This window comes from Xanthomonas translucens pv. undulosa (genome assembly GCF_017301775.1).
In the GTDB taxonomy this organism is placed as follows: Bacteria; Pseudomonadota; Gammaproteobacteria; order Xanthomonadales; family Xanthomonadaceae; genus Xanthomonas_A; species Xanthomonas_A translucens.
Genome location: NZ_CP063993.1, coordinates 653,257 through 675,953, shown reverse-complemented (window position 1 = coordinate 675,953; position 22,697 = coordinate 653,257). Strand labels below are relative to the sequence as shown.

Below are 22,697 nucleotides of genomic sequence, written 5' to 3'. Positions count from 1 at the left end.
GCAGAGGTTGCGGTGCGCGTGCAATGATGTCGGTGGGTCTTGGCGCCCGGATGCGGTACCGGTGCGCCGGATCCGGATCCGGCTGTAGATCCGGCCGCGCTGACCCTGTGGTACCCGCGCCCGGCCACGCAGTGGGGGGAGGCGCTGCCGGTCGGCAATGGCCGGCTCGGCACGATGGTGTGGGGCGGCATCGCCCACGAACGCCTGCAGTGTGGTGCGCCTGTCCTGGGATCACCCCACCCGCATCGCGCTGCGCATCGGCATCGACAGTCCACAGGCGGGCGAGGTCACGCATGAGCAGGGCGCGCTGCTGTTGACCGGGCGCAATGCCGGTTTCGTCGGTATCGAGGGCCGACTGCGCTTCGCCTTGCGCGTGCTGCCGCGCGCCTCCGGCGGGACCACCCGCATCGAGCGCGGACGCAAATGAAACTACTGGCCCAGCGAGGCCAATGCCTTGCACGAATGCGTGGAACCGCTGGAGGCGATGCTGTTCGATCTCGCCGAAACCGGCGCGCACACCGCACAGACGATGTACGTCGCGCCGGGCTGGGTGGTGCACAACAATACCGACCTGTGGCGCCAGGCCGGGCCGGTCGACGGGGTGAAGTGGAGCCTGTGGCCAATGGGCGGCGTGTGGCTGCTGCAACAGCTGTGGGGCCGCTGGGACTATGGCCGCGATCGCGCCTGCCTGCAGCGCATCTACCCGCTGTTCAAGGGCGCGGGCGAGTTCTTCGCCGCCACCCTGGTGCGCGATCCGCAGAGCGGGGCGATGCTGACCAACCCGTCGCTGTCGCCGGAGAACCGGCATCCGTTCGGCGCCGCACTGTGCGCCGGACCGGCGATGGACGCGCAATTGTTGCGCGATCTTTTTGCGCAGTGCATCAAAATGGGCGCCTTGCTGGGTGTGGACGCGGCCTTCGGCGAGCGCCTGGCGACGCTGCGCACGCCGCTGCCGCTGGACCGTATCGGCCGCGCCGGGCAGTTGCAGGAGTGGCAGCAGGACTGGGGCATGCAGGCCCCGGAACTCCACCATCGCCACGTCTCGCATCTGTATGCGCTGCACCCGTCCCGCCAGATCAACCCGCGCGATACCCCGGCGTTGGCCGCCGCAGCGCCGCGCTCGCTGCAGCGCCGCGGTGATAGCGCTACCGGCTGGGGTCTTGGCTGGCGCCTGAATCTGTGGGCGCGGTTGCACGACGGCGAGCACGCGCACCGTATCCTGGCACTGCTGCTGTCGCCGGAGCGCACCTACCCGAATCTGTTCGACGCGCATCCGCCGTTCCAGATCGACGGCAACTTCGGCGGCACCGCAGGCATCACCGAAATGCTGCTGCAGAGTTGGGGCGGCAGCATCCGGCTGTTGCCGGCGCTGCGGCAGGCCTGGCCGCAGGGGCAGGTGCGCGGTCTGCGCGTGCGCGGCGCGGCCGGCGTCGATCTGGCCTGGCGCGACGGCCGCCTGCAGTACGCGCGACTTAGCAGCGAGCGCGGCGGGCACTACACTTTGGCTTACGGCGGGCAGACCCTGACCGCCGACCTTTCTTCTGGAGCGACGATGGAACTGGGTTTGCACGACGATCGGCTGGTGTGGGAGTGAGTCTGTACATCGGCCTGGACGTGGGCACGCAGAGCGTCAAGCTGCTCGCCTACGATGCGGATAGCCGCCGCGTGGTCGCCACGCACGGCCATGCGCTGGACCTGATCAGCCGCGACGACGGCACCCGCGAGCAGCAGGCGCAGTGGTGGATCGACGGCATCGTCGCCTGCTTCGCCGCGCTGAGCTCCGAGCAGCGCGCGCAGGTGCGGGCGATTTCGGTGTCCGGGCAGCAGCACGGCTTCGTGCCGGTGGATGCGCAAGGGCGGGTCACCGCGCCGGTCAAGCTATGGTGCGACACCAGCACCCAGCTGGAGTGCGAGGAGATCATGCAGGCGGCCGGAGGGGAACGGCGCTGCGTGGAACTGGCCGGCAACCCGGTCCTGGCCGGCTACACCGCCTCCAAGCTGCCGTGGACGCGCAAGCACCGCAGCGACGCCTACGCGGCGATGACCTCGGTGCTGCTGCCGCACGACTATGTCAATTTCTGGCTCACCGGCGAGCGCTACACCGAGTTCGGCGACGCCTCCGGCAGCGGCTGGCTGGACGTGCGCAGCCGGCAGTGGTCGGCGCCGCTGTTGCAGGCGATCGATCCGCAGCGCGACCTGGCCGCGGCGCTGCCGCCGCTGGTACCGACCGAGACCACCTTTGCCCTGTCCGCCGCGGCGGCGCAGACCCTGGGGTTGCCGCGCGAGGTGCGCGTGGCTACCGGCGGTGGCGACAACATGATGGCCGCGATCGGCACCGGCAACGTGGTGCCGGGACGGCTGACGATGAGCCTGGGCACGTCCGGCACGCTGTTCGCGTATGCCGATCGGCCGGTGGTCGACGCTGCCGCGCGTTGGGCCGCGTTCTGCTCGTCCAGCGGCGGCTGGCTGCCGCTGATCTGCACGATGAACTGTACCGTGGCCACCGAGACCATCTCGCGCCTGTTCGGGATCAAGACCGGGCAGGGCGAGGCCTTGCTCGACGCCACCGCACCCGGCGCTGGCGGGCTGCTGCTGTTGCCGTTCTTCAACGGCGAGCGCACCCCGAACCTGCCGGCCGCGCGTGGCTGCATGACCGGCATGGACCTGCACAACACCACTCCGGCGCATTTCTACCGCGCGGCGATGGAAGGCGCCAGCTATAGCCTGCGCAACGGCTTCGATGCCTTCGTCGATGCCGGGCTGGCGTTCGACTCGGTCTACGTCACCGGCGGCGGCAGCAAGAGCGCCGGCTGGCGGCAGCTGATCGCCGACCTGTTCGGCTTGCCGGTGCACGTGCCGGCGCAGGCCGAGGGCGCCGCGTTCGGCGCCGCGCTGCAGGCGCTGTGGGCCGACGGCCATGCGCAGGGCGACCAGGCCAGCCTGGCCGAGGTGGTGCTGCAGCACCAGCAGGACGAGGCCGCGCTGTCCGCGCAGCCGGATCCGCAACGCGGTGCGCAGTACCAGGCGCACTACCAGACCTTCCTGAAACACTTGCACGCCATTGGCCCGCTCTACGCCGGCTGACCCACTTTTTCCCCCGCAAACGCACACCAGGACGTCTTCATGAGCAACTCCTTCTACATCGGCGCCAAGGAATACTTCCCGGGCATCGGCCGCATCGCGTTCGAAGGCAAGGCCTCGGACAATCCGCTGGCATTCAAGGTCTACGACGCGCACAAGTGCATCGGCGACAAGACCATGGCCGAGCACCTGCGCTTCGCCGTCGCCTACTGGCACAGCTTCTGCGGCAACGGTGCCGATCCGTTCGGTCCGGGTACGCGCGCCTATCCGTGGGACGCCGGCAGCGATGCGCTGGGCCGCGCCGAGGCCAAGGCCGATGCGGCGTTCGAATTCTTCACCAAGCTCGGCGTGCCGTACTACTGCTTCCACGATATCGATCTGGCGCCGGACGCGGACGATGTGGGCCAGTACGAGAAGAACCTCCGGCATATGGTCGGCATCGCCAAGCAGCGCCAGGCCGACACCGGCATCAAGCTGCTGTGGGGCACCGCCAACCTGTTTTCGCATCCGCGTTACATGAACGGCGCTTCGACCAATCCGGACTTCAACGTGGTCGCGCGCGCGGCGGTGCAGGTCAAGGCCGCGCTGGATGCCACCGTCGAGCTGGGCGGCGAGAACTACGTGTTCTGGGGCGGCCGCGAAGGCTATGCCAGCCTGCACAACACGCAGATGAAGCGCGAGCAGGACAACATGGCGCGCTTCCTCACGATCGCCCGCGACTACGGGCGCAGCATCGGCTTCACCGGCAATTTCCTGATCGAGCCCAAGCCGATGGAGCCGATGAAGCACCAGTACGACTTCGACAGCGCCACGGTGATCGGCTTCCTGCGCCAGCATGGGCTGGACCAGGACTTCAAGCTCAACATCGAGGCCAACCACGCCACGCTGTCGGGTCACAGCTTCGAGCACGACCTGCAGGTGGCGTCCGATGCGGGCCTGCTCGGCAGCATCGACGCCAACCGCGGCAACCCGCAGAACGGCTGGGACACCGACCAGTTCCCGACCGACCTGTACGACACGGTCGGGGCGATGCTGGTGGTGCTGCGGCAGGGCGGGCTGGCGCCGGGCGGGCTGAACTTCGATGCCAAGGTGCGGCGCGAGTCGTCCGATCCGCAGGACCTGTTCCTGGCGCACATCGGCGGCATGGACGCGTTCGCGCGCGGGCTGGAAGTGGCCCATGCGCTGCTGACGTCCTCGCCGCTGGAGCAATGGCGCGCCGAGCGTTACAGCAGCTTCGACAGCGGCGCCGGCGCGGCGTTCGCGGCCGGCCGCAGCACGCTGGCGGACCTGGCGGCGCACGCGGCCAAGGCCGGCGCGCCGGCGCAGGTGAGCGGCCGTCAGGAAGCCTACGAGAACCTGATCAACCAGTATCTGATCCGCTGATGCGCGCGACGGCCGGCGCCACCCTTGGCGCCGGCCGTGCTGTCCATCCCCCGATGGCTGCTTTCCTTTCTGCACGACACCAGGTGACTCAATGTCCAGCGTATCCCTAGACCGCGCCCATGGCGCAGGCGAAAACACACGTCTTATCATCCTCATCAGTTGCGTCGCCACCATCGGCGGCTTCCTGTTCGGCTTCGACAGCGGCGTGATCAACGGCACCGTCGACGGCCTCAAGCAGACCTTCCATTCCAGCGCCGCCGGCACCGGCTTCGAGGTCGCCTCGATGCTGCTGGGCTGCGCGTTCGGCGCGTTCTTCGCTGGCTGGCTGGCCGACCGCCTCGGTCGCCGTGCGGTGCTGATCATCTCCGCGGTGCTGTTCCTGCTGTCGGCGCTCGGCGCCGGCGCCTCGCACAGTTCGATGTTCTTCGTTTTCGCCCGGGTCATGGGCGGCTTCGCGGTCGGCGCGGCCAGCGTGATGTCGCCGGCCTACATCGCCGAGGTCGCGCCCGCGCGCTACCGCGGGCGCCTGGCCACGGTGCAGCAGATCGCGATCATCAGCGGCCTGTTCACCGCGTTCCTGAGCAACTACGTGCTGGTCAAGCTGGCCAGCGCCTCGACCGAGCCGCTGTGGCTGGGCCAGGCCGCGTGGCGCTGGATGTTCTGGATGCAGGCGTTCCCGTCCTTGCTGTTCCTGCTGCTGTTGCTGGCGATCCCGGAAAGCCCACGCTATCTGGTGGTCAAGGGCCGCCGCGAGGATGCGCTCGCGGTGCTGACCCGGCTCTACGGCCTGCGCGAGGCGAACGCCAAGCTGACCGAGATCTCCGCCTCGCTGGCCGCCGACCAGCACAAGCCGAAGCTGTCGGACCTGGTCAGCAAGGTCACCGGCAAGGTGCGTCCGATCGTGTGGATCGGCATCGGCCTGGCCACGTTCCAGCAACTGGTCGGCATCAACGTGGTGTTCTACTACGGCGCAGTGTTGTGGCAGGCGGTGGGCTTCTCCGAAAGCGATTCGCTGCTGATCAACGTGCTGTCCGGCGCGCTGAGCATCGGCGCCTGCCTGATCACGGTGCTGCTGATCGACAGGATCGGGCGCAAACCGCTGCTGTGGATCGGTTCGGCCGGCATGGCGGTGTCGCTGGCGCTGGTCACCCTGGCCTTCGCCAGCGCCTCGCTGGACGCGGCGGGCAAGCTGGCGATGTCGCCGGGCATGGGCCGGCTGGCGCTGGTCGCGGCCAACGTCTACGTGATCTTCTTCAACATGTCCTGGGGTCCGGTGATGTGGGTGATGCTGGGCGAGATGTTCCCCAACCAGATCCGCGGCTCCGGCCTGGCGGTGGCGGGCGCGGCGCAGTGGACTTCGAACTTCGCCATCACCGTGTCGTTCCCGATCCTGCTCGGCAGCATCGGCCTGGCCGGTGCGTACGGCATCTACACCGTGGCCGCGTTCGTCTCGGTGTTCTTCGTGCTCAAGTACGTGTACGAGACCAAGGGCCGCGAGCTGGAGCAGATGCAGGGCTAAGCGCTCGCTGTTGCCGGCGCGGCCCATGCGGTCGCGCCGGCGGACGTTGTACCGTGTCCGGCGCGATCGCCGGCAGTCCGGCATCGCCTGCCGTTACATGGTGGCGCCATCGTCCCTTCCATGGCCGCGTCCGAAAGATCGACCACGCTGACCGGCAGCAGCGCACACGTCGCCTGCTGTCCTGTGCTGTCAAGTTCCCACCCATCTGCCAGCTGACTGCCGGTCGCCATGGGATGGCGGTCGCACTGCGTCCGCGATATGTTACTTAGTAACATTATTGGCTTGGAGCGTTGCAGTGTCCGGTTGCGTCTTTCGGTTCGGTTCCGGCTGCGTCCGCGATTTCCGCTGCGCGTCATGGCGAGACCACGCATGAACCGGCGCGAATGGCTGGGGATGGCCGGCACGGCACTGCTGCTGGCGCCGGCCTGGGCGCGCGCCGGGTCGGCGCCGCGCCTGACCGGCGGTAGCCTGGAAACCGATGACGGGCGCCTGCGGTTGCGGCTGCAGCTCGATGCGACGGTGGACTACCGGGTGTTCGCGCTGTCCGATCCGGAGCGGCTGGTGATCGATCTGCCGGGGATCGCCGCGCCGGCGCCGCCGATCCTGCTGCCGGCGCCCGATGCGGTGGTCGCCGCGATCCGCAGCGGGGCGCAGGCCGATGGCCTGCGCATCGTGCTGGACCTGCGCCGGCCGGTCACCGCCAGCGCGCACTGGGACGCCGATGCGGGGGTGTCGCCACGGTTGTTGCTCGACCTCGGACCGGTCGACGCCGCAGTTGCCGCGCCCGTTGCCGCACTCGTCGTGCCGCCGCGCACGTCGATCGCGACGCCGTCGCGGCCGCGCGTGGTCGCCATCGACGCCGGCCATGGTGGCAAGGACCCGGGCGCGGTGAGCGCCGACGCCCTTTACGAGAAGCACGTGGCGATGGGCGTGGCCGGGCGGCTGCACCAGGCGCTGCAGGCCGACCCGCGCTACCGGCCGACGCTGATCCGCAGCGACGACCGCTTCGTGCCGCTGCACGAGCGGGTGGTGATCGCGCACCAGCGCAAGGCCGATTTGTTCGTGTCGATCCATGCCGATGCCGCGCCGAACCGCAGCGCGCAGGGCGCCTCGGTGTACGCGCTGTCGGAGAACGGCGCCAGCTCGGCGCTGGCGCGCTGGATCGCCGACAGCGAGAACAGCGCCGACCAGTACGGCAACGTCGCCGAGCGCTACCTGCGGCAGAAGGACCCGGTGCTGTCCAAGGTGCTGGTGGATCTGTCGATGAGCGGCACCATCGCCACCAGCCTGCAGTTCGGCAAGAGCATGCTCGGACGCCTGCAGCAGATCACCCGGCTGCACCAGGGCGAGGTCGGCCAGGCCGGCTTCGCGGTGCTCAAATCGCCGGACATTCCGTCGTTGCTGGTCGAGACCGGCTTCATGAGCAACGCCGACGATTGCCGCCGTCTGGTCAGCGACCGCCACCAGGAAGAACTGGCGCAGTCGCTGCAACTTGGCATCGACGATTACTTCCAGGCGTTTCCGGTGCATGCCTGAGCCGCTGCGTTCCCCGCCACTGATGCTTGCCCATCCAATGCACCTGCCCATGCAATCGCCGCTGCCCGACGTGGCGAGCAGCGAACCGTCCACGATCGCCGCGCCGCTGCAATGGGTCGGCATGGACGGCATCGCCTTGCCGATCCGCCTGTGCGATGCGGCCGCCAGTGACCCCCTGCCGGCGCAGGCGGCGCTGCACGTCGATCTGCCGGCGGTGCAGGTCAAGGGCATCCACATGTCGCGGCTGTACCGGCTGCTGGACGACTACGCGCAGCAGCCGCTGTCGCCGTCGCTCTTGGCGCAGCTGCTGCGCGCGATGGTGCACAGCCATGCCGATTGCGCCTCCAGCGCGGCGCGGATATCGCTGCGCCTGTCGCTGCTGCGGCGCAGCCCGGCGTTGCGCAGCGAGGGGCTGGCAGGCTGGAAGGCGTATCCGCTGCGGATCGACGCGGTGCTGCGCGGCGCCAGTGTGCGCGTGGAGGTCGCTGTGGACGTGCTCTATTCCTCGACCTGTCCGTGCTCGGCGGCGCTGGCGCGGCAATTGCTCAGCGCGGCGTTCCTGCAGCAGCATGCCGCGCAGCCCTCGCTGCAGCGCGAGGCCGTGGCTGCGTGGCTGCTGCAGCATGGCAGCCATGCCACCGCGCACAGCCAGCGCAGCATCGCCACGCTGCAGGTGGCGGTGTCGCCGCGCGCGCTGCGCTTCGACCTGAGCGCGTTGATCGACCTGGCCGAGCAGGCCCTGGCCACGCCGGTGCAGGCCGCGGTGCGGCGCGCCGACGAACAGGCCTTCGCCCGCCTCAATGGCGCCAACCTGATGTACGTGGAAGATGCGGCGCGGCGCCTGCAGCAGGCGCTGGGCGCGCGCTACCAGGACGTGCGGGTGCAGGTGCGGCACCTTGAGAGCCTGCACCCGCACGACGCAGTGGCCGAGGCCGGTGCTCCCGAAGGCGGATCCGGCGCTCCGGACCCGTTCGCGGCGGGCGAGGGCGCCCGATGATCCGCCGCAATCCGCGCGGCGACCTGCCGGTGGTCGACGAGAGCGCATTCGTCGATCCCACCGCCATCCTGTGCGGACGGGTCGTCGTCGCCGCGCACGTGTTCATCGGCCCGTATGCCGTGATCCGCGCCGACGAGACCGACGCCGATGGCGGCATCGAGCCGATCCACATCGGCGCCTACGCCAACATCCAGGACGGGGTGGTGATCCATTCCAAAGCCGGCGCGGCGGTGCTGATCGGCGCGCGCACCTCGATCGCGCACCGCGCCATCGTGCATGGGCCGTGCACGGTCGGCGAGCGCGTGTTCATCGGCTTCAACAGCGTGCTGTTCAACTGCGAGGTCGGCGACGGCTGCGTGGTCCGGCACAACGCCGTGGTCGACGGTTGCGATCTGCCGCCGGGGTTCTACGTGCCCTCGACCGAGCGCATCGGGCCGCGCACCGACCTGTCCAAGATCGCGCGGGTCAGCGTGGCGGCCACCGAATTCTCCGAAGAGGTGGCCGCGACCAACAACCGCCTGGTCGAAGGCTACCGGCGCCTGCGCAACCAGTGGTGAGCAGGCTGCGGCGCCGGCCGCCAACGCAAAAGCCCCGCACAGGCGGGGCTTTTGTGGTTTTCACTGCAGGCGAAGTGGCGATGGTGCTCCCTAGGGGGCTCGAACCCCTGTTTTAGCCTTGAGAGGGCCACGTCCTAACCATTAGACGAAGGGAGCAGGTTGGTCGCATCGATTGCAGGGCGCTAGTATATGGGGCTAGCCGCCCTGCGGCAATCCCGCAACTCGATACGGAAGCGCCATCATCAATCCGCCAGTTCCTGTGCCGTTCACCCTGCAGCTGATCCCGCGCGATCAGCACAACGTCTCGCGCAAGGACATCAGTCCCAATGCGTTGCGCGTGTTGTACCGGCTACGCGAAGCCGGCTTCGGCGCGTATCTGGTCGGCGGCGCGGTCCGCGACCTGCTGGTCGAGCTGCAGCCCAAGGACTTCGACGTCGCCACCGACGCCACTCCCGAGCAGGTCAAGCAGCTGTTCCGCAACTGCCGCCTGATCGGCCGCCGCTTCCGCCTGGCGCACGTGGTCTACGGCCGCGAGATCATCGAAGTGGCCACGTTCCGCGCCAACGTCGACGACGGCAGCGGCGACCGCGAGCTCGACAACGGCCGCCTGGTCCGCGACAACGTCTACGGCAGCATCGAGGACGACGCGGTGCGCCGCGACTTCACCTGCAACGCGCTGTACTACGCGATCGAGGATTTCTCGGTGCGCGACTACACCGGCGGCTTCGCCGACGTGCAGGCGCGGCTGATGCGCATGATCGGCGACCCCGAGCAGCGCTATCGCGAAGACCCGGTGCGCATGCTGCGCGCGGTGCGCCTGGCCGCCAAGCTGAATTTCGAGATCGAGCCGAATACCGCCGAGCCGCTCCCGCGCTTGGCCGGGCTGTTGGCCGAAGCGGCGCCGGCGCGGCTGTTCGAGGAAGTGCTGAAGCTGTTCCTGTCCGGCGACGGCGTGGCCAGCTTCGAGGGCCTGGAGCGTTACGGCCTGCTCGCCGCGCTGTTCCCGGAGAGCGCGGCGGCGCTGCATTCCAACCGCAGCGGCGCGCTGCGGCGAATGCTGATCGAAGGCCTGCGCAACACCGATGCGCGGGTGGCTAACGACGAGCCGGTATCGCCGGCGTTCCTGTTCGCGCTGCTGCTGTGGCCGGCCTACTGCCGCGCGCTGATGGCGCTGCAGAAGCAGGGCATGCAGCTGGAAGAAGCGCAGCGTCGCGCCGCCGACCGGGTGACCCTGCACCAGCTGAGCACGGTCGCGTTGCCGCGGCGTTTCTCGCTGCCGATGCAGGAGATCTGGCTGCTGCAGTCGCGCTTCACCTCGCGGCAGAAGAAGCGGGTGGTGCGCACGCTGTCGCATCCGCGCTTCCGCGCCGCGTTCGATTTCCTGATCCTGCGCCAGTCGGCCTCGGCCGAGCACGAGGCCGACATCGCCTATTGGCGCGAACTGCAGCAGCAGCCCGGCTACGCGCCGCCGCCGCGCGGCTTCGACCCGGAGATCGACTACGTCGGCGACGAGGTGGCGATGGCCCCGGCCGACAGCGAGGAAACCCCCAAGCGCCGTCGGCGCCGGCGCCGCCGTCCGGATGCCGGCGCACCGGCCGAGTGAGCGCCGCGCTCGGTCACGCGCCGGTGCAGGCCTGCATCGGCCTGGGTGGCAACCTCGGCGATGCGGTCGCCACCCTGCGCGCGGCCATCGCCGCCCTGGACACGCTGCCGCACACACGCCTGCTGCGCGCCTCGCAGCTGTACCGCAGCCCGGCCTGGGGCAACCAGGCGCAGCCGGATTTCATCAATGCCGCCGCGCTGCTGAGCACTGGCTTGCCGGCGCCGGAACTGCTGCAGGCGCTGCTGGCGCTGGAAGCCCGCCACGGCCGCCAGCGCACCCCCGGCGAACGTTGGGGCCCGCGCACCCTGGATCTGGACCTGCTGCTGTACGCCGAGGCGGTGATCGACCTGCCCGCGCTGCAGGTGCCGCACCCGCACCTGCACCAGCGCGCTTTCGCCTTGCTGCCGCTGGCCGAGATCGCCGCCGAGGCGACCATTCCCGGCCATGGAACGGTGCGTGACGTCAGCGGCCGCATCGAAACCGACGGGATCGTGGCAATCGGTAGATAATGTTCGGCTTATCACCGCACCGCATGAGCTTATGAGCAGCCACGCCGACAGCAAGCCCTGGACCGTTCCCGCCCTGGCCGAGGCCAAGCGCCGCCAGCAGAAGCTGGTGATGCTGACCGCCTACGACGCCGGCTTCGCGCGCGTGTTCGACGCCAACGGGGTGGACCTGATCCTGATCGGCGATTCGTTGGGCATGGTGGTGCAGGGCCACGACTCGACCCTGCCGGTGACCGTGGACGACATCGTCTACCACACCGCGGCGGTGGCACGGGTGCTGCAGCGCGCGCTGCTGGTGGCCGACCTGCCGTTTCAGTCCGACGCCACCCCCGAGCGCGCGCTGGACGCGGCGACCCGGCTGCTGCAGGCCGGCGCGGAGATGGTCAAGCTGGAGGGCGCCGGGCACAAGCTGGAGGTGATCCGCTTCCTCAGCGAGCGCGACATCCCGGTGTGTTCGCACCTGGGCCTGACCCCGCAGTCGGTGCTGACTTTCGGCGGCTACAAGATCCAGGGCCGCGAGCAAGCCGCCGCGGCCAAACTGCTTGCCGACGCCAAGGCGGCGGCTGCGGCCGGCGCCGCGCTGCTGGTGCTGGAATGCGTGCCGTCGCCGCTGGCCGCGCGCATCACCGCCGAGATCGGGATTCCCACCATCGGCATCGGCGCCGGTCCCGACTGCGACGGCCAGGTGCTGGTGCTGCACGACGTCCTGGGCCTGGACAGCGGCCACCGGCGGCCGCGCTTCGTCAAGGATTTCCTGGCCGAAGGCGGCTCCATCGCCGGCGCGGTGCGCGCCTACGCCGACGCGGTGCGTGCCGGCACCTTCCCCGACGCCGAACACGCCTACGCCAAATGATCGACACCCTCACCGACCTGGCGCGGCTGCGCTCCACCGTTTCCGGCTGGAAGCGGCAGGGCCTGCGCGTGGCCTTCGTGCCGACCATGGGCAACCTGCACGCCGGGCATTTCTCGCTGGTGATGCTGGCCCGGCAATATGCCGACCGGGTGGTGTCCAGCGTGTTCGTCAACCCGACCCAGTTCGGGCCGAATGAGGACTTCACCCGCTACCCGCGCACCCCCGAGGCCGACACCAGCGGCCTGGAAGGCGCCGGCTGCGACGTGCTGTGGCTGCCGACGGTGGAGAGCATGTACCCGCTGGGCGTGGAACTGGCGCTGCGCATGCACACGCCGGGGATCAGCGAAGTGCTGGAAGGGGCCTGCCGTCCGGGGCATTTCGACGGCGTGTGCACCGTGGTCGCGCGTCTGTTCAACCAGGTGCAGCCGGACCTGGCCGCGTTCGGCAAGAAGGACTACCAGCAGCTGGCGGTGATCCGGCAGATGGTGGCCGACCTGGCGTTCCCGATCAAGATCCTGGGCGGCGGCATCGTACGCGAGGCCGACGGTCTGGCGATGAGTTCGCGCAACCAGTATCTGTCGGCCGAGGAGCGGCCGCGCGCGGCGCAGATCCGCCAGACCCTGCTGGCGATGCGCGACGGGCATGTCGCCGGGCGTCCGCGTGCCGAGATCGAGGCGGCGGCCAGCGCGCAGCTGCAGGCCGCCGGCTTTGAGGTCGATTACACCGTGCTGCGCCTGCCCGACCTGAGCGAGCCGCAGGACCAGGAAGGCCCGCGGGTGGCGCTGATCGCCGCGCGGCTGGGCCGTACCCGCCTGATCGACAATCTGGAGTTCTGAGCGCAGCAGCGCATTGCGGCTGTCGCGGCGTCGGCGCCGGCAATGTGCCGAATGCGGTCGAGGGTGCTGGATCGCCGGTTGGCTTCGCGCGTCGCGACTGAAGTCGCTCCCACAGGGGGGCTGTCGAGCTCACCGCTTCGTTCGTCGCGGCTGAAGCCGCTCCTACAGGACTTGCGGCTAGCCGGCTGGGTGCACTGTAGGAGGGGCTTCAGCCCCGACTGTGTCCGTAGCCGTCGAGCCTGCCGCTTCGTTCGTCGCGGCTGAAGCCGCTCCTACAGGGATTTGCGGCGAGCCGGCTGGTGCACTGTGGGAGGGGCTTCAGCCCCGACGCTGTCCGAAGCCGTCAGGACTGGCGCTTCGCGATGCTATCGGCAACCGCGGGATTCGCCGCTCTGCCGGCCGCGGTTGGCGTCGCTCGCAGCGCACAGTGCCGCATCAAGCGGTCACGCCATGTCCTGTGGCCTGCATGCCAAGACGAACGCCGGACAACGTCGCATACGCACCGCCAGCCCTTGCTGCCACTGCCGCTTAACCCCTCGGCTGCTAAACTGCGCACCTTTCCTCACCGCAGTACCGCAAGCATGCAGCTGAGCCTGTTGAAGACCAAGATCCACCGCGCCACCGTCACCCATTCGGAGCTCAACTACGAAGGGTCGATCGCCATCGACGGGCTGCTGCTGGACGCCACCGGCATCCGCGAGTTCGAGCAGGTGCACATCTGGGACGTCACCAACGGCGCACGCTTCAGCACCTACGCGATCCGCGCCGACGAAGGCAGCGGCATCGTCTCGCTCAACGGCGGCGCCGCGCGCCACGTGCAGGTCGGCGACCTGATCATCATCGCCGCCTTCGCCGGCATGAGCGAAGAGGAAGCTGCGCGCTTCCAGCCGACCCTGGTCTACGTGGACGGCGCCAACAAGATCACCCATACCAACCACAGCATCCCGAAGCAGGCCGCATGACACAGTCCAACGGTTTCGACGCACTGCACGCCCACGCCCAGCGCTTGCGCGGGGCGCGCCTTCCCGAACTGCTGGCCGCCGAGCCCGGCCGGGTCGACGACCTGGCGCTGCAGGTCGGGCCGTTGTACTTCAACTTCGCGCGGCAGACATACGACCGTGCCGCGCTCGACGCGCTGCTCGCGCTGGCCGCCGAGCACAACGTGGCCGGCGCGTTCCAGCGCCTGTTCCGCGGCGAGACGGTCAACGTCACCGAAGGCCGCGCCGCACTGCATACCGCGCTGCGCGGCGAGCTCAGCGGCGCGCCGGTGGCGGCCGACGCCAACGCCAGCGCGCGCGAGGTGCAGCAGCGCATGCGCGCGCTGATCCAGGCGCTGGCGCAGACCGAGGTCACCGACATCGTCAGCGTCGGCATCGGCGGTTCCGACCTCGGCCCGCGGCTGGTCGCCGACGCGCTGCGTCCGGCCGACGGCGCGCGTTTCCGCGTGCATTTCGTCTCCAACGTCGATGGCGCGGCGATGCAGCGCACGCTGGCCACGCTGGATCCGGCGCGCACCGCCGGCGTGCTGATCTCCAAGACCTTCGGCACCCAGGAAACCCTGCTCAACGGCCAGATCCTGCGCGACTGGCTCGGCGGCAGCGAGCGCCTTTACGCGGTCAGCGCCAATCCCGAGCGCGCCGCCAAGGCCTTCGACATCGCCGCCAGCCGCGTGCTGCCGATGTGGGACTGGGTCGGCGGCCGCTACTCGCTGTGGTCGGCGGTGGGCTTCCCGATCGCGCTGGCGATCGGTGCCGACGGCTTCGAGCAGTTGCTGGCCGGCGCCGCGCAGTTCGACGCACACGCGCTGACCGCGCCGCTGGCGCGCAACGTGGCGGTGCTGCATGCGCTGACCACGCTGTGGAACCGCAACGTGCTCGGCTACGCCACGCAGGCGGTGATGACCTACGACCAGCGCCTGGCGCTGCTGCCGGCCTACCTGCAGCAACTGGTGATGGAGAGCCTGGGCAAGCGCGTGCGCCTGGACGGCAGCCCGGTGCGGGCCGATACCGTGCCGGTGTGGTGGGGCGGCGCCGGCACCGACGTGCAGCACAGCTTCTTCCAGGCGCTGCACCAGGGCACCAGCATCGTGCCGGCCGATTTCATCGGCTGCATCCGCAACGACGATCCGTACACGGTCAACCACCAGGCGCTGCTGGCCAACCTGCTGGCCCAGACCGAGGCGCTGGCGAACGGGCAGGGCAGCGACGACCCGCACCGCGACTACCCCGGCGGCCGCCCGAGCACGCTGATCCTGCTCGACGCGCTGACCCCGCAGGCGCTGGGCGCGCTGATCGCGATGTACGAGCACAGCGTCTACGTGCAGTCGGTGATCTGGGGCATCAACGCCTTCGACCAGTTCGGCGTGGAACTGGGCAAGCAACTGGCCAGCCAGCTGCTGCCGGCGCTGCAGGGCGAAACCACCGAGGTCGCCGACCCGGTGACGCGCGCGGTACTGGCGCGCTTGCGCGGCTGAGTCGCAGTCGCTCGATCCGCCTGCGGCCGGATGCGTCCGGCGGGGGAGTCTTCGGCACCCGCGGCAACGCTGCGGCATCCACGCAGATCGCGGGTCCCGTGCCGTGGCCGATTGCGGCCACCGGCGCAGCGCGTCGGGTGGCTAGTACAAGCTCGGCCCGCTGGGATTGACGATCTTCTTCAAGCCGCTTTCCAGCGCTTCGCGGGCCGCTCTGCCCGCCGCGTCGATGGCGTTGTCCACCGCCTGGCCGGCCGCGCGCTGCGCGCGCTCCTTGGCGGCGGCGGCCGCCTGCCGTGCGGATTCGACCGCATCGTCGAGGCCGTCCTTGGCCGCGTCGCCGAGGCGTCCGCCCTGGTACACGGCTTCGTCCACGAGCTGGAGCCTTTCGTGGTCGCGGTCGAACACGCGGCGGTAGTGTCCGGGGCCATTGGCCTCGCGCCGGGTCGCGGTGCCCAGCACATTGCGGACGATCCATCCATCGAAACCGGCACTGGCGCGCAGGTCCGCCGCTTCCTTGTCGGTCATCAGCGGAATGGTGGCGGGATTGCCGTCGTCGCTGGCTTTGGGGTTCTGCGCCAGCACGCGCTGCTCGAAGTGGTTGAGCGCGTAGCGTTCGGCCTGCTGGCGCGCCTGCACCGCACCTTCGAACATGCCGTGTTCGGCGGCGGCATCGGCCGCCTTGAGCGGCGCGGCATGCTGTGCGTTCTTCTTGCGTATCTCGTTGGCGAAGGCGTTCTTGTCCGCCTGCGAGACCGGGCCGAGCAGCCAGAAACCGGCATGCGAGTCGTGCACGAAGTCGTCGAAGAAGCGATCCACCTCGCCCGGAATCGGTGTGGTGTCGTCAACCGCCGCCAGCAGATCGCGCTGCGTCCTGCTGGGGTCGGGCGGCACCTGCACCGTATGCGACATGCCTTCCGAGTAGAAGGTGTAACTCGATGGCTGGCTCGCCGTGCGCGCATGCGCGATATCGGCCTGCCAGTCCAGATTGCCTTCTTCCAGATCGGTGCGGTCCTGCGCCGTGGCGTGCTGGTAGCTCGCCATCGCACGGAACTGCGCGGTGTCCCGCTTGGACGCGCGCCAGCGCCAGTAGCGCTGCATCTGCTGCTCCATGCGGTTCTCCATCACCCCGCGCTTGGTGCCGGACAGGTTCTCGCCCTTTTCGTTGGCGGGCGTCCAGTCGAGATAGGCGGAGAAGGCGGTTTCGAGGGAGGGATCGATTTTGAAGTCGTTGCGGATTTCTTTCTGCAACAGCTCCAATGGACGAAGCTTGACACCGCGATTGCTGGCATCGAAGTACATGTCGTTGAGCGGTATCTGCGACATCAGGCTCGATCGCCCGCCGCGTGCCTTGCCCTGGTCACCCGGCGAGTAGCCGCCGCCGATATCCGAGTGCGCACCGGGATAGACGTATTCCTTGGCGTGCGCCGGCCAGCTGCCGCCAGCACGCGCGGTGGACAGCGGGAACGAGCGCCGGATTTCATGCCCGGCCACGTAGTGGACGGCGCCCTCGACCTCGGGGATGCGCATGGTCTTGTTGGCCCAGTCGAACAGGCCGCTGCCGACCGGCGACGAATCCGCCAGCAGCACCGAGGCCACCGTGTCGTAGATGCCGAGGAAGCGCAGATTGACCTCCGCCGGCCCCACCTTGCCGCGGGTCGCCAGCGCCAGCCAGTTGCAGAAGGTGCGCGCCTCGGCCGCACCGCGCGAGAAGCCGAACACCGACAGATGCAGGCGGGTAATCGTCGGCCGCTTGTCGGCCACCTGCTTGAGCAGGCGCCGGTCCAGGTTGCGGAAGATCGATTCCATCTTGCCATCGCCGAGCCGGTACCAGGTGTGCAGGCCGGAGAACACCCCGGTGACCAGGTCCTTGGTTTCTGATTCGTCCAGCAAGTCGAAGCCGTTGACCGAGGTATTGACTGCGTTATAGAGCCGCGTCAAAGCCCAATGGATGCGATCCTCGCCGCCACGGGCCATGCTCTTGCCGGTGGCGTCCTCGGCGAGCTCGCCGATTTCCTTGAACTTGGTCCCGACGCCAGGAACGTAATAACGGAAATACTCGACCCTGTCTTCCTTGTGCGCGTCGTAGAGACTGACGATATTGGAGTGCCCCTGCAATGGGCGATCGCGCTCCATATTGTTGTTGGTGCCATCGAAGAAGATCGCCACATGGATCTCGCGCGTACAGCTCAGGCCGTCCACCGACGAGAAGCAGGCCTTGCTGGCGCGCTGGCTCAGTTCGCGCGCGCTGGGCTTGCGCTGGCTGCGCGAGAACTTGCCCGGCAACTCGGTCTTGCCGTCGGCCGCCGCACCGTACTTGTCGTTGTCCCAATGGTCGCCGGGCTTGGCAGTGGGCAACCATTCGTAGGCGGACGACCAGGTCTTGGACAGATAGGGCTGTTGCGGCGTGGGACGGAAAAGCAGGATCTGGTCGCCATTGGGCAATACGCGCGCGGTCAGCGTCACCCGCTGCCGCGTTTCGAAATACCAGCTATCCACCGCACCATCCTGCAGACGCTTGACCGCATACCATCCAGGTTTGAAGTCGCTCATGGCTGCTGCTCCGCATCGGTGTGTTCGGATTTTGCGTCCGGCAATGTCGGTGGCGGCGGTAGCGGCGGCCAGTTATCGGGTTTGACTGGTGCATCGGGGCCTTTGTAGCCTTTCGATCCGGCCGCGCCGTTCCAGATCAGTAGCCGCACCTTCCCTTCCGGCAGAAAGTGGACATTGAGCCGCGTCCCGGGTTTCTCATAGCGTTCGATGGGGACGACCTTCTCGTGCCAGACCGGTTCGCTGCGAATGCCGGGAATGCCACTCGATGTCGTCCAACGAACCTTGGCGGTGAGCCCCGGGCGCCATTGACGCGGATAGGTGATGCAGCAAGTGAACTTCCCACCACCACCGTAAGGGCGGGAGTTCCCGCCCCATTGGCCATCGATATAAAACTGATGGATGTAGTCTTCCGTATGATTGTAGGCACTGATGCTCGCTTCGGCGGTTGTGGAGGGCTCGGCCTTGCAGCTGACCAATAGCGACAGCAGCATCAGCGCGACCAGCAGGCGGGCAACGGCACACCTGCTTCTACTACGGGTTTGGTCATCATTATGGTGTCGCATCGTGTCCTCGTAATTGCTGTGGCGAAGCAGCGGCAGCGTGTTGCGTGCAGGAGTCGTGGAACCAGAGCGCGTCACAATGACACGGGCCGGGAATGCATGGCATGATCGGCGTTTGCCAGCACGCGCGCAGTCATGATCACCCGCTGCCGCGTCTCGAAATACCAGTTATCCACCGCACCATCCTGCAGACGCTTGACCGCATACCACCCAGGTTTGAAGTCGCTCATGGCTGTTGCTCCGCATCGGTGTGTTCGGATTTTGCGTCCGGCAATATCGGTGGCGGCGGTAGTGGCGGCCAGTTATCGGGTTTGACTGGTGCATCGGGGCCTTTGTAGCCTTTCGATCCGGCCGCGCCGTTCCAGATCAGCAGCCGCACCTTCCCTTCCGGCAGGAAATGAACATTGAGCCGCGTCCCGGGTTTCTCATAGCGTTCGATGGGGACGACCTTCTCGTGCCATGTTGGTGTTCCATCATCTCCGCCAGGAATGCCGCTCGATGTCGTCCAACGAACCTTGGCGGTCAGTCCTGGGTGCCACTGGCGTGGATAAGTGACACAGCAGACGAAGCTTCCCCCTCCCTCGAATGGATATGAGTTCCCGCCCCACTGTCCATCGATATAGAGCTGGTGAATATAGTCCTCGGTATGGTTGTACGGACTGATGCTCGCTTCGGCGGTTGTGGATGGCTCGGCCTTGCAGCTGACCAATAGCGACAGCAGCATCAGCACGGCCAGCAAGCGGGCAATGGTACGCCAGCTTCTGCTATGAGCTTGGTATTTATCGTGGTGTTGCATCATGTCCTCGTATTGCATTGGCGAAGCAGTGGTGTGTTGGTTGCAGGAATTCAGTGCACCAGAGTGCGCCGCTAATATGTGGGACGGAAGTACAGGATCTGGTGGCCGTTGGACCACAGACGCGCGGTCAGCGTCACCCGCTCCCGCGTCTCGAAATACCAGCTATCCACCGCGCCATCCTGCAGGCGCTTGACCGCGTACCACCCAGGTTTGAAGTCGCTCATGGCTGGTGCTCCGCATCGGTGTGTTCGGATTTTGCGTCCGGCAATGTCGGTGGCGGCGGTAGCGGCGGCCAACCTTCGGGTTTGACCGGTGCATCGGGGCCTTTGTAGCCTTTCGATCCGGCCGAGCCGTTCCAGATCAATAGCCGCACCTTCCCTTCCGGCAGAAAGTGGACATTGAGCGTCGTCCCGGGTTTCTCATAGCGTTCGATGGGGACGACCTTCTCATGCCAGACCGGTTCGCTGCGAATGCCGGGAATGCCACTGGATGTCGTCCAACGAACCTTGGCGGTGAGCCCCGGGCGCCACTGCCGCGGATAAGTGACGCAGCAGACGAAGCTTCCCCCTCCACCATACGGACTTGAGTTCCCACCCCATTGGCCGTCGATATAGAGCTGGTGAATATAGTCCTCGGTATGGTTGTACGGACTGATGCTCGCTTCGGCGGTTGTGGATGGCTCGGCCTTGCAGCTGACCAATAGCGACAGCAGCATCAGCACGGCCAGCAAGCGGGCAATGGTACGCCAGCTTCTGCTATGAGCTTGGTATTTATCGTGGTGTTGCATCATGTCCTCGTATTGCATTGGCGAAGCAGTGGTGTGTTGGTTGCAGGAATTCAGTGCACCAGAGTGCGCCGCTAATATGTGGGACGGAAGTACAGGATCTGGTGGCGGTTGGACCACAGACGCGCGGTCAGCGTCACCCGCTCCCGCGTCTCGAAATACCAGCTGTCCACCGCGCCATCGTGCAGGCGCTTGACCGCATACCACCCAGGTTTGAAGTCGCTCATGGCTGATGCTCCGCATCGGTGTGTTCGGATTTTGCCTCCGGCAATATCGGTGGCGGCGGTAGCGGCGGCCAGTTATCGGGTTTGACTGGTGCATCGGGGCCTTTGTAGCCTTTCGATCCGGCCGCGCCGTTCCAGATCAGCAGCCGCACCTTCCCTTCCGGCAGAAAATGGACGTTGAGCCGTGTCCCGGGTTTCTCATAGCGTTCGATGGGGACGACCTTCTCATGCCAGGTTTCGGTTGGATCGTCCCCGCCGGGAATACCACTGGCTGTTGTCCAACGAACTTTGGCGGTCAGGCCAGGGTGCCATTGGCGTGGATAAGTGACGCAGCAGACGAAGCTCCCCCCGCCGCCGTACGGGCGCGAGTTCCCACCCCATTGGCCGTCGATATAGAGCTGGTGAATATAGTCCTCGGTATGGTTGTACGGACTGATGCTCGCTTCGGCCGTTGTGGAAGGCTCGGCTTTGCAGGCAGCCAATAGCGAGAGCAGCGATAGCGCGATCAGCAGGCGGGCAACGGCACACCTGCTTCTACTACGGGTTTGGTCATCATCATGGTGTCGCATCGTGTCCTCGTAATTGCTGTAGCGAAGCAGCGGCAGCGTGTTGCGTGCAGGAGTCGGGGAACCAGAGCGCGTCACAATGACACGGGCCGGGAATGCATGGCATGATCGGCGTTTGCCAGCATGCGCGCGGTCAGCGTCACCCGCTCCCGCGTCTCGAAATACCAGCTGTCCACCGCGCCATCCTGCAGGCGCTTGACCGCGTACCACCCAGGTTTGAAGTCGCTCATGGCTGCTGCTCCGCATCGGTGTGTTCGGATTTTGCGTCCGGCAATGTCGGTGGCGGCGGTAGCGGCGGCCAACCTTCGGGTTTGACCGGTGCATCGGGGCCTTTGTAGCCTTTCGATCCGGCCGAGCCGTTCCAGATCAATAGCCGCACCTTCCCTTCCGGCAGAAAGTGGACATTGAGCGTCGTCCCGGGTTTCTCATAGCGTTCGATAGGGACGACCTTCTCATGCCAGGTTTCGGTTGGATCGTCACCGCCGGGAATGCCACTCGATGTTGTCCAACGAACCTTGGCGGTCAGGCCAGGGTGCCATTGGCGTGGATAAGTGACGCAGCAGACGAAGCTCCCGCCGCCGCCGTACGGGCGCGAGTTTCCACCCCACTGTCCATCGATATAGAGCTGGTGAATATAGTCCTCGGTATGGTTGTACGGACTGATGCTCGCTTCGGCCGTTGTGGAGGGCTCGGCCTTGCAGGCCACCAATAGCGCGACCAGCGCGGCACAACCGAAGGCGCTGCGAAGGCTGTTGTGCGCGCTCATGCGGTCTGCTCGCCGAACGGGCTGCCATCGTGCCGCGCCGGGTCGGCGTCGAGCTGCTCCCACACCTTGCTGTCCCACAGCGGCATGTGCTCGGCCAGCGTGTGCTCGCCGGCCTGCACCCCCGCCCAGGTGTCGGCAAGGGCATGCAGACGGTGAAACCCTTCGCCGCAGGTCATGCTGAGCACCACGAATTGCAGGCGGCTGTGCGGATCGTGGACGCGGTAACTGTCCGCGGTCTCCAGGATGGCGCACAGCCGGGCGTGGAACTGGCCGCGCCGTTCGGCGGGAACCAGGCTGGGCGTCTGTTCGAGCAACAGGACGAAGATCGCATCGGCGTCCGACGCCGCGCGCAAGGCGCGGAACTGTGCGGCGCTCAGCCGCAGGTGCGCGGCGCTATCGGCGGCCACACCGCCGGGAGCGGGCTGCCAACGTGCGTAGGCGGCATGGCGGTCGATCCAGCCCCAGTCCTCGATCGCCTGCTGGACGCGGCTGCGCTGCGCGGCATCCAGCTGGCGCAGCAAGCCGGGCAGCACGCGGGTGTCGGCAAAGCGGCAATGCAGCGGCTGCTTGCGCTCTTCCACGGCGATCTTGGCCAGATAGCCGGCCAGCGCCTGCAGCTGTGCCGGTTCCGCCACGCCGTAAAGGAAGCTCAGCGCGGGAGTGCCGGCCGTCCAGTTCAGCAGGGTTGCTATCTGCTTCGCGTGCGCCGCCGGCTCGGTGTCCAGCGCCACCAGCCACACGGCATGCTCGGCAAAGGCCGCCAAGCTGGAGGCGGCATAGGCGTTGTAGTGCGTCCATCGGTTGCGTTGCATGCGGCGATGCAGCGTGGTGGCATCGAGCAGCGCCAGATCCAGTACGGCCCAGGATGGATGGCTTGCGCAGATCGCCGCGGCGAGCGCCTGCTGTTGCGCGGCATCGGGACGGTCGTAGGCGAAGTCGATGGAACTGCTCATGGTGGCCGCCGCGCTTATTGGAGAACGGCGAACGGCGCGCCGGCACGTGCCGCCTTGAGCATGCATTCCACGCAGACCGACTGCGGGAACAGTGGCAGCGGCGCGCTGCGCTGCACCGGCCCCACGAACGACTTCTTGCTGGCCTGCACGGTGA

General features: G+C 67.6%; 24 protein-coding genes, 1 tRNA gene and 1 pseudogene. 13 read left to right on the top strand and 13 right to left on the bottom strand.

Going from position 1 to position 22,697, the window contains the following annotated elements; genetic code table 11:
- Window positions 1-72: 72 nt before the first annotated feature.
- From ISN38_RS02750 to ISN38_RS02720, 7 genes and pseudogenes are all read left to right on the top strand, one after another.
- Window positions 73-1,594 (top strand): annotated as a pseudogene (locus ISN38_RS02750) (glycosyl hydrolase family 95 catalytic domain-containing protein); the annotation flags it as partial.
- Window positions 1,591-3,084 carry a xylulokinase gene (gene xylB, locus ISN38_RS02745; protein WP_058358598.1) on the top strand — a complete coding sequence of 498 codons (1,494 nt, stop codon included), beginning with the start codon at window positions 1,591-1,593 and terminating at the stop codon, window positions 3,082-3,084. The pseudogene ISN38_RS02750 and the gene xylB, both read left to right, overlap by 4 nt.
- 39 nt (window positions 3,085-3,123) lie before the next feature.
- Window positions 3,124-4,464 carry a xylose isomerase gene (gene xylA / locus ISN38_RS02740; protein WP_003470165.1) on the top strand — a complete coding sequence of 447 codons (1,341 nt, stop codon included), beginning with the start codon at window positions 3,124-3,126 and terminating at the stop codon, window positions 4,462-4,464.
- Window positions 4,465-4,555: 91 nt separating this feature from the next.
- Window positions 4,556-5,983: a sugar porter family MFS transporter gene (locus ISN38_RS02735; RefSeq protein ID WP_003470167.1), complete on the top strand. Its 1,428-nt coding sequence runs from the start codon at window positions 4,556-4,558 to the stop codon at window positions 5,981-5,983.
- Between the two features lie 369 nt (window positions 5,984-6,352).
- Complete coding sequence (locus ISN38_RS02730; protein ID WP_003470169.1) at window positions 6,353-7,519, top strand: N-acetylmuramoyl-L-alanine amidase; 1,167 nt, start codon at window positions 6,353-6,355, stop codon at window positions 7,517-7,519.
- A gap of 49 nt (window positions 7,520-7,568) precedes the next feature.
- Window positions 7,569-8,516 carry a GTP cyclohydrolase FolE2 gene (gene folE2, locus ISN38_RS02725; RefSeq protein WP_171815531.1) on the top strand — a complete coding sequence of 316 codons (948 nt, stop codon included), beginning with the start codon at window positions 7,569-7,571 and terminating at the stop codon, window positions 8,514-8,516.
- Window positions 8,513-9,073 (top strand): gamma carbonic anhydrase family protein, encoded by a 561-nt coding sequence (locus ISN38_RS02720; protein WP_003470173.1) that lies wholly within the window; start codon window positions 8,513-8,515, stop codon window positions 9,071-9,073. The genes folE2 and ISN38_RS02720 overlap by 4 nt, the downstream gene beginning before the upstream one ends.
- Before the next feature lie 81 nt (window positions 9,074-9,154).
- Here the strand turns inward: ISN38_RS02720 and ISN38_RS02715 are convergent.
- A tRNA-Glu gene (locus tag ISN38_RS02715) sits at window positions 9,155-9,229 on the bottom strand.
- A 103-nt stretch (window positions 9,230-9,332) separates the two neighbouring features.
- On the opposite strand from ISN38_RS02715, the gene pcnB reads away from it, so the two are divergent.
- From pcnB to pgi, 6 genes are all read left to right on the top strand, one after another.
- Window positions 9,333-10,676, top strand: a complete 1,344-nt coding sequence (pcnB, locus tag ISN38_RS02710; protein WP_003470175.1) for a polynucleotide adenylyltransferase PcnB — start codon at window positions 9,333-9,335, stop codon at window positions 10,674-10,676.
- A complete protein-coding gene (gene folK, locus ISN38_RS02705) occupies window positions 10,673-11,185 on the top strand; it encodes a 2-amino-4-hydroxy-6-hydroxymethyldihydropteridine diphosphokinase (RefSeq protein ID WP_003470176.1) in 513 nt (170 codons plus the stop codon). Before pcnB ends, folK begins: the two co-directional genes overlap by 4 nt.
- A 31-nt stretch (window positions 11,186-11,216) precedes the next feature.
- Entirely contained in the window at window positions 11,217-12,035 is an 819-nt protein-coding gene (panB, locus tag ISN38_RS02700; protein WP_206712052.1) for a 3-methyl-2-oxobutanoate hydroxymethyltransferase, read from the top strand.
- Window positions 12,032-12,871, top strand: coding sequence for a pantoate--beta-alanine ligase (gene panC, locus ISN38_RS02695; RefSeq protein WP_058364728.1), 840 nt, complete (start codon window positions 12,032-12,034; stop codon window positions 12,869-12,871). Before panB ends, panC begins: the two co-directional genes overlap by 4 nt.
- 581 nt (window positions 12,872-13,452) lie before the next feature.
- The gene (gene panD, locus ISN38_RS02690; protein ID WP_003470181.1) at window positions 13,453-13,833 is read left to right on the top strand and encodes an aspartate 1-decarboxylase; all 381 of its coding nucleotides are present in this window, start codon (window positions 13,453-13,455) and stop codon (window positions 13,831-13,833) included.
- Window positions 13,830-15,344 (top strand): glucose-6-phosphate isomerase, encoded by a 1,515-nt coding sequence (gene pgi / locus ISN38_RS02685; RefSeq protein WP_058362526.1) that lies wholly within the window; start codon window positions 13,830-13,832, stop codon window positions 15,342-15,344. Before panD ends, pgi begins: the two co-directional genes overlap by 4 nt.
- Window positions 15,345-15,485: 141 nt before the next feature.
- Here the strand turns inward: pgi and ISN38_RS02680 are convergent, their stop codons facing one another.
- From ISN38_RS02680 to ISN38_RS20560, 12 genes are all read right to left on the bottom strand, one after another.
- On the bottom strand, window positions 15,486-17,894 hold the full coding sequence (locus ISN38_RS02680) for a T6SS phospholipase effector Tle1-like catalytic domain-containing protein (RefSeq protein WP_206712051.1): 2,409 nt from the start codon (window positions 17,892-17,894) through the stop codon (window positions 15,486-15,488).
- Window positions 17,891-18,457, bottom strand: a complete 567-nt coding sequence (locus ISN38_RS02675; protein ID WP_206712050.1) for a DUF3304 domain-containing protein — start codon at window positions 18,455-18,457, stop codon at window positions 17,891-17,893. The genes ISN38_RS02680 and ISN38_RS02675 overlap by 4 nt, the downstream gene beginning before the upstream one ends.
- Before the next feature lie 71 nt (window positions 18,458-18,528).
- Window positions 18,529-18,684 (bottom strand): hypothetical protein, encoded by a 156-nt coding sequence (locus ISN38_RS02670; protein WP_004426180.1) that lies wholly within the window; start codon window positions 18,682-18,684, stop codon window positions 18,529-18,531.
- Window positions 18,681-19,268 carry a DUF3304 domain-containing protein gene (locus ISN38_RS02665; protein ID WP_206712049.1) on the bottom strand — a complete coding sequence of 196 codons (588 nt, stop codon included), beginning with the start codon at window positions 19,266-19,268 and terminating at the stop codon, window positions 18,681-18,683. Before ISN38_RS02665 ends, ISN38_RS02670 begins: the two co-directional genes overlap by 4 nt.
- 53 nt (window positions 19,269-19,321) lie before the next feature.
- Window positions 19,322-19,474, bottom strand: coding sequence for a hypothetical protein (locus ISN38_RS02660; protein ID WP_155616952.1), 153 nt, complete (start codon window positions 19,472-19,474; stop codon window positions 19,322-19,324).
- Window positions 19,471-20,055, bottom strand: a complete 585-nt coding sequence (locus ISN38_RS02655; RefSeq protein WP_206712048.1) for a DUF3304 domain-containing protein — start codon at window positions 20,053-20,055, stop codon at window positions 19,471-19,473. Before ISN38_RS02655 ends, ISN38_RS02660 begins: the two co-directional genes overlap by 4 nt.
- A gap of 53 nt (window positions 20,056-20,108) precedes the next feature.
- The gene (locus tag ISN38_RS02650) at window positions 20,109-20,261 is read right to left on the bottom strand and encodes a hypothetical protein (RefSeq protein WP_176717211.1); all 153 of its coding nucleotides are present in this window, start codon (window positions 20,259-20,261) and stop codon (window positions 20,109-20,111) included.
- Window positions 20,258-20,827, bottom strand: coding sequence for a DUF3304 domain-containing protein (locus tag ISN38_RS02645; protein WP_108085045.1), 570 nt, complete (start codon window positions 20,825-20,827; stop codon window positions 20,258-20,260). Before ISN38_RS02645 ends, ISN38_RS02650 begins: the two co-directional genes overlap by 4 nt.
- A 71-nt stretch (window positions 20,828-20,898) precedes the next feature.
- The gene (locus ISN38_RS20090) at window positions 20,899-21,054 is read right to left on the bottom strand and encodes a hypothetical protein (RefSeq protein WP_004426185.1); all 156 of its coding nucleotides are present in this window, start codon (window positions 21,052-21,054) and stop codon (window positions 20,899-20,901) included.
- Entirely contained in the window at window positions 21,051-21,590 is a 540-nt protein-coding gene (locus ISN38_RS02635) for a DUF3304 domain-containing protein (RefSeq protein ID WP_108085044.1), read from the bottom strand. Before ISN38_RS02635 ends, ISN38_RS20090 begins: the two co-directional genes overlap by 4 nt.
- Window positions 21,587-22,543, bottom strand: coding sequence for a DUF4123 domain-containing protein (locus tag ISN38_RS02630; protein WP_004426188.1), 957 nt, complete (start codon window positions 22,541-22,543; stop codon window positions 21,587-21,589). Before ISN38_RS02630 ends, ISN38_RS02635 begins: the two co-directional genes overlap by 4 nt.
- A 14-nt stretch (window positions 22,544-22,557) precedes the next feature.
- A complete protein-coding gene (locus ISN38_RS20560; protein WP_269844756.1) occupies window positions 22,558-22,692 on the bottom strand; it encodes a hypothetical protein in 135 nt (44 codons plus the stop codon).
- Window positions 22,693-22,697: the final 5 nt, after the last annotated feature.